Genomic DNA, 5,073 nt, shown 5'->3' with positions numbered 1-5,073 from the left:
AGCCGGTGCTCACGCTGCGCCACACACCCAGCACCCGGCCCCGCATATGGGCGGGCGGGTCGGTCTGCAGCACGGTGTTGGTAGCGGTGTCGCACACCGACTCCACCACGGCCATCGGCACCACCATCAGGAGCAGCATCCCCATCACCGGGCTCAGCCCGGCCACCATCTGGAAGACCGCGCCGGCCGCGGCCAGCAGGGCCACCAGCCGGACCGTGGGCTTGCGCAGCCGTCCGGCCAGCACGGCGCCGACGATGCCGCCGACCGCCAGCAGGGTGGAGACCAGGCCATAGGCCCCGGCGCCACCGTGCATCGGCCCGGTGACCAGGGTGGCCAGGGTGAGCTGATAGTTACGGCCCAGTACCGCGCTGACCGCGGCGATCACCGCGAGCGCCACCAGGCTGCGCCGGCTGAGGAAGAAGGACAGTCCGCCCCGGGTGTCCTCGGGCTGCTCCGCAGCACGGGCGGCCGCCTCCCGGGCATGCCGGGCCGGGCGCAGAAAGGGGATGACGGCGGTCACAAAGAGAAAGGACAGCCCGTTGACCGCATAGGCACCGGCGGTGCCGATGGCCGCGATGCCGACCGCCGCCAGGGCGGTACCGGCCAGCCGTCCCACGCTGTGCACCACCGAGCCCAGGGCGATGGCCGAGGGCACGTCCTCCTCCGGCACCAGGTCATTGCCCAGCAGGGAGGTGGCCGGACCGTCCACGGTGGCGATCAGACCGGTGATGCCGGCCAGCACCAGCAGCAGGGTCACATTGAGCATGCCGAAGGCGACCAGGGCGGCGGTGGCGAAGGCCACCAGGGCCAGGGTGGCCTGGCTGACCGCCGCGGTGACCTTCCTCGGCCAGCGGTCCACCGCGGCCCCGCCCAGCAGCCCGAACACCAGACCGGGCGCGGCCTGCACGGACAGCGACAGACCGGTGGCGGCGGCGGAGCCGGTGAGCTGGAGCACCAGCAGGTTCTGCACCGTGAGCTGCATCCAGGTGCCGAGGTTGGACATCAGGTTGGCGGCCGACCACCAGCGCATGCTGCGGCTGCGCAGGCAGCGCCAGGGGGAGCGGTCGCCGCTGAATCGGCGCGTCCGGGCAGGGGCAAGCGAGACAGACAAATGCGGTCCAGGGTCGGGCGGGCGACGGGCAGGGTGACGCTCTGCTCGGCCCGCCCGGCACTGCGGCCGCGGCTAGCGGGAATCGGGGGCTGAGCGGCCCCCGCACGGCACGGCGGGGCGCGTCAACGTCCCAGCCATCGTCACAAGCGCTTCCCCGGCAAGGGAAGTTCGGCGGCTGTGCGGTGCGTCACCGTGACCCGCGTCACCGCAACAGGCGCCCCGCCACCCGCAGATCCGCCACCAGCCCCGCATACATCGCGGCCCGGTCCGAGTCCTCGGCCCGCAGCACCGCCGAGGGGTGGATGGTGGCCACCAGCACTCCCTCCGCCCGCTCCGCTCCGTCCTGCCCCGCACCGTCCAGCGAGGGCAACGGCAGTGCCACACCGCGCTGTTCACCCACCCGGAACGAGGACCCCAGCAGCGCCTTGCCCGCCGTGGCCCCCAGGGTCACCACCACCTCCGGCTCCACCAGCCGCAGTTCCTCGCGCAGCCAGGGCTTGCAGGCGCTGATCTCCCGCAGGCTGGGCGCCTTGTGGATGCGCCGCTTGCCGCGCGGCTCGAACTTGAAGTGTTTGACGGCATTGGTGACATAGGTCTCGGTGGGGTCGATGCCCGCCTCGTCCACGGCCCGCATCAGCACGCCGCCGGCCGGGCCGACAAAGGGCTCCCCGCGCCGGTCCTCCTGGTCCCCGGGCTGCTCCCCCACCAGCAGCACCCTGGCCGAGGCCGCGCCGGAGCCGAAGACCGTCCGACTGGCCTCCCGGTACAGCGGGCAGCCCTGGCAGCCCGCCGCGGCCTCCCGCAGCCCCGCCAGGTCGGCGCCCCGGGGCACATACGGTCCGGCGTCGTACCGCTCACCGCCCGAGCCGCCCGCCGCCATCAGCCGGTCCGCTGGTTGAGGCGCCGGGCCGCGCGGTCATTGAGCGCGGTGAGCCGGTCGAGCGCGGCCGAGCCGAGGCTGCGGGCCGCATGCCGTCCGGGTACGTTGCGTTCCGGCTCGGCACCGCTGTCCGGCAGCAGCCGGGCGGCCAGGCTCAGCGCCCGGGTGGTGGTGGCCGGGGCCAGGCCGTGCAGGCGCACCGCCGCCTTGGCCACCGGTGTCAGCACCAGCTCCGGGCGGCGCCGTTCGGCGGCCCGGACAATGGCACGGGCCGCCCGCTCGGCGTCCATGGACAGCACCGGCAGGCCCGCCGCGGCGGCGAACCAGGCGTACTCCCGGTCGGCCCGGCCGCTGAAGCGGGCGGCGGTGTGCGAGCCGGTGCGCATCAGGCCGGGGAAGACGGTGGTGACGCTGACGCCCTCGGCCGCCAGCTCGGCCCGCAGCCCCTCGGACAGTCCGGCGGAGGCGAACTTGGCGCCCACATAGGGCAGCAGATGGGGGGCGGCGATCCGCCCGCCCACCGAGCTGATGGTGACGATCCGGCCATGGCCGCGCTCCCGCATGCCCGGCAGGGCCGCCAGCACCAGCCGCAGCGGGGCGAAGTACATGGTCTCCATGGCGTCCCGGAAGTCGTCCTCGGTCATGGCGGCGAGGGGGCCGACCTGGATCATCCCGGCGTTGTTGACCAGGACGTCCAGGCTGCCGAAGGCCTCCTCGGTGGCCCGGACCAGATTCCCGGCCACCCCCTCGTCGGTGATGTCGCAGGCCAGCGAGCGTACTTCGGCCCCCTCGTCACGCAACATCCGTTTGGCGGCGGCGAGTTCATCGGCGTTACGGGCGCAGAGCATCACCCCGCAGCCCCGCTTGGCCAGTTCACGGGCGATCAGCAGGCCCAGTCCCCGGGACGCCCCGGTCACCAGTGCCCCGCCGCCCAGCCGGCCGGAGGACGCATACGCCATGGAACCCACCTCCACCAGGGTCACCAGCGGTACCAGCGGCCTCCGCCGGGCCGGACCAGGAAACCGAGCAGCCAGATCACCGCGACCACGATGGCGAACCACCACAGCACCTTTACGGCGAATCCCAGGCCGAACAGCAGCAGGGCCAGCAGCAGCACCAGGACCACGGGCATCATCAGCCTTGCCTCCCTCGTCGGTTCAGTGTCTCCCGGCGGCGGCCTTGCCGCCCGCGCGGCGGGGGCCGGCCGGGTCATGGCAGAGGTCAGAGATAGAGATCGTCATCGGGGGGCGGTGCGGTGGCGGGCGCCGGGCGCGGCTTGGGCCCGGGCACCGGTCCCGGCGCCGGCCAGGGGTCCGGTCCGGGCGGCGGCGCCGGCGGCGGCCGGTCCGGCTCGGGCTGGGGCGGGGCGGGCGGCACCGGGTCGGGACCGGGCACCGGCCGGGGACCGGGCGCGGGCCCGGGCTCCGGGCCGCCGGGCCCCGGCGGACGGGTGGGTTCCGGCGGGACCGGATCGGGCGGGGTGACGTCATAGCCGGGCGTCCCATGACCGGGCGGCGGCTGATAGCCGGATATCGGGGCGGGCATCGAGGCGGACATCGGTTTCCTCCAGACCTGCGGGTCTACTCGCCGACCGCCTGCTGCATCCGGACCCGGAGGAACTGCAGCAGGTCGGAACCGGCCAGTGCGGTGAGGGTGGCGGTGGCCAGCCGGGTGGCCCGCGGCGCGAAGACCATCCCGGCGGCGATACCAGTGGCAATCCACATCCCGGTGCAGAAGGGGCAGACCAGCAGCTCGCCCACCGCCTTGCGCACTCCGCTGCCCCGCACCTCCTCGTCCAGTTCGGCGGGGCCGGTGGTGCCCTTGAAGCGGGTGAAGGGGGCGCGCAGCGGGCTGGTCACCGGGTCCTTGGCCACCAGCCGGGACAGCCGGTGGGTGGCGCCGGCCCAGCACAGCACATCCCAGGGCGTGGGATCGGGCAGCGTACGCCCGGTCAGCCGGGCGGCCGCCCCCAGGGCCGTGATGCCCGCCGCATAGACGCCCATCGCTCCGGCGTAGGAGCCGAGCGGGTGGTCGCCGCCGCCCTGATAGGCGGCGTTCTCCTCGTCCAGGCGCTTACGGAGCCGGTCCTGGGCTTCCTCGGGGCTGGGCATCGCCACCTCCGTTCCCGCGTGGTCGGGTGTGGTCAAGGGCCTGCCGCTCTTCCACTGCCGTTCCTGCACCGCCGCTCTTCCACGGTAGGCGCACCCGGGCGGTGCATGCCCGTTGGCGCCGGGCCCTCGACAAGGGCGGTTTGCCGCTGGAGCGCGCGGCAAACCCGCCGCCCGGCCGCGGACCCGCGAGACGGTACGGGCCTCCGGGCGCCGCCCGCCGGGGCGTTTGGCCGCACCCGCCCCGGGTACCGTTCCGGCTCACCGAGGAAAGGGGGGCCGATGCCCAGGGAGCCGATGCCCGGAGGAACCCCGACGGCCAAGCCCGCAACGGAATCCGGTCGCAAGCCCGCGCTGCGCCCGGTCCGCTGGCAGCCCCCGCGCTCCCCGGCCCGTGCCAGAGCCCGCCGCAGCCGCACCCCGCTGCCCCCGGTACGGCGCTTCCCACTGGGCGGCCGGGGGCCGGAGGACGTCCGGATCGACGCCCGCGGTCAGGTCCTCACCGGCGTCGAGGACGGCCGGGTGCTCGCCCTGGACCCCGCCGACGGGCGGGTGCGCACCCTCGCCGACACCGGCGGCCGCCCGCTGGGCCTGTGCCCGCTGCCGGACGGGGACCTGCTGGTGTGCGACGCCGAGCGCGGTCTGCTGCGCCTGAACCCCGGTTCGGGGCGCGTCGAGACGGTCCTGCGGGAGGCCGGGGGCCGGCCGCTGGGGGTGTGCAGCAACGCGGTGGCCGCCCCCGACGGTGCCTGGTATCTCACCGATGCCACGGCCCGTTTCCCGCTCCGGCACTGGATGGGTGACCTGCTGGAGCACTCCGGCACCGGCCGGCTGATCCGCTGCGAGCCGGGCGGCACGGCCGAAGTGGTGCTGGACGGGCTGCAGTTCGCCAATGGCGTCGCCCTGGCCGCCGACGGTTCCTTCCTGGTGGTCGCCGAGACCGGCTCCTACCGGCTGACCCGCCTCTGGCTCAC

At 74.8% G+C, this 5,073-nt stretch carries 7 protein-coding genes; 1 reads left to right on the top strand and 6 read right to left on the bottom strand.

The window, feature by feature from the left end:
* The 6 genes from CV755_RS14555 to CV755_RS14530 all read right to left on the bottom strand — a co-directional run.
* The coding region (locus CV755_RS14555; RefSeq protein WP_422070550.1) for an MFS transporter at positions 1–1,030 on the bottom strand (1,030 nt) is incomplete at its 3' end.
* 283 nt (positions 1,031–1,313) lie between these two features.
* Positions 1,314–1,991, bottom strand: coding sequence for a UdgX family uracil-DNA binding protein (locus tag CV755_RS14550; RefSeq protein ID WP_109280664.1), 678 nt, complete (start codon positions 1,989–1,991; stop codon positions 1,314–1,316).
* A complete protein-coding gene (locus CV755_RS14545) occupies positions 1,991–2,950 on the bottom strand; it encodes an SDR family NAD(P)-dependent oxidoreductase (RefSeq protein WP_109280665.1) in 960 nt (319 codons plus the stop codon). The genes CV755_RS14550 and CV755_RS14545 overlap by 1 nt, the downstream gene beginning before the upstream one ends.
* A 20-nt stretch (positions 2,951–2,970) precedes the next feature.
* On the bottom strand, positions 2,971–3,126 hold the full coding sequence (locus CV755_RS14540; RefSeq protein ID WP_109280663.1) for a hydrophobic protein: 156 nt from the start codon (positions 3,124–3,126) through the stop codon (positions 2,971–2,973).
* Between the two features lie 86 nt (positions 3,127–3,212).
* Positions 3,213–3,548 carry a hypothetical protein gene (locus tag CV755_RS35405; protein ID WP_193553406.1) on the bottom strand — a complete coding sequence of 112 codons (336 nt, stop codon included), beginning with the start codon at positions 3,546–3,548 and terminating at the stop codon, positions 3,213–3,215.
* 23 nt (positions 3,549–3,571) lie between these two features.
* Entirely contained in the window at positions 3,572–4,102 is a 531-nt protein-coding gene (locus CV755_RS14530; protein ID WP_109280662.1) for a DUF1360 domain-containing protein, read from the bottom strand.
* A gap of 279 nt (positions 4,103–4,381) precedes the next feature.
* Here CV755_RS14530 and CV755_RS14525 point away from each other — a divergent pair.
* Positions 4,382–5,073 (top strand): SMP-30/gluconolactonase/LRE family protein (locus CV755_RS14525; protein ID WP_241561215.1); only part of this gene is annotated, 692 nt, incomplete at its 3' end.

The sequence above is a fragment of the Streptomyces orinoci genome (assembly GCF_003121295.1).
GTDB lineage: Bacteria > Actinomycetota > Actinomycetes > Streptomycetales > Streptomycetaceae > Streptomyces > Streptomyces orinoci.
Note: the sequence above shows the minus strand (reverse complement) of the source record. Positions and strands in the feature narration are given on the sequence as shown.

Bases quoted from the DNA above. Each gene is read 5' to 3' on its own strand.
- CV755_RS35405 (WP_193553406.1), bottom strand. From the start codon at position 3,548: ATGTCCGCCTCGATGCCCGCCCCGATATCCGGCTATCAGCCGCCGCCC.
- CV755_RS14550 (WP_109280664.1), bottom strand. From the start codon at position 1,991: ATGGCGGCGGGCGGCTCGGGCGGTGAGCGGTACGACGCCGGACCGTAT.
- CV755_RS14530 (WP_109280662.1), bottom strand. From the start codon at position 4,102: ATGCCCAGCCCCGAGGAAGCCCAGGACCGGCTCCGTAAGCGCCTGGAC.
- CV755_RS14540 (WP_109280663.1), bottom strand. From the start codon at position 3,126: ATGATGCCCGTGGTCCTGGTGCTGCTGCTGGCCCTGCTGCTGTTCGGC.
- CV755_RS14545 (WP_109280665.1), bottom strand. From the start codon at position 2,950: ATGGCGTATGCGTCCTCCGGCCGGCTGGGCGGCGGGGCACTGGTGACC.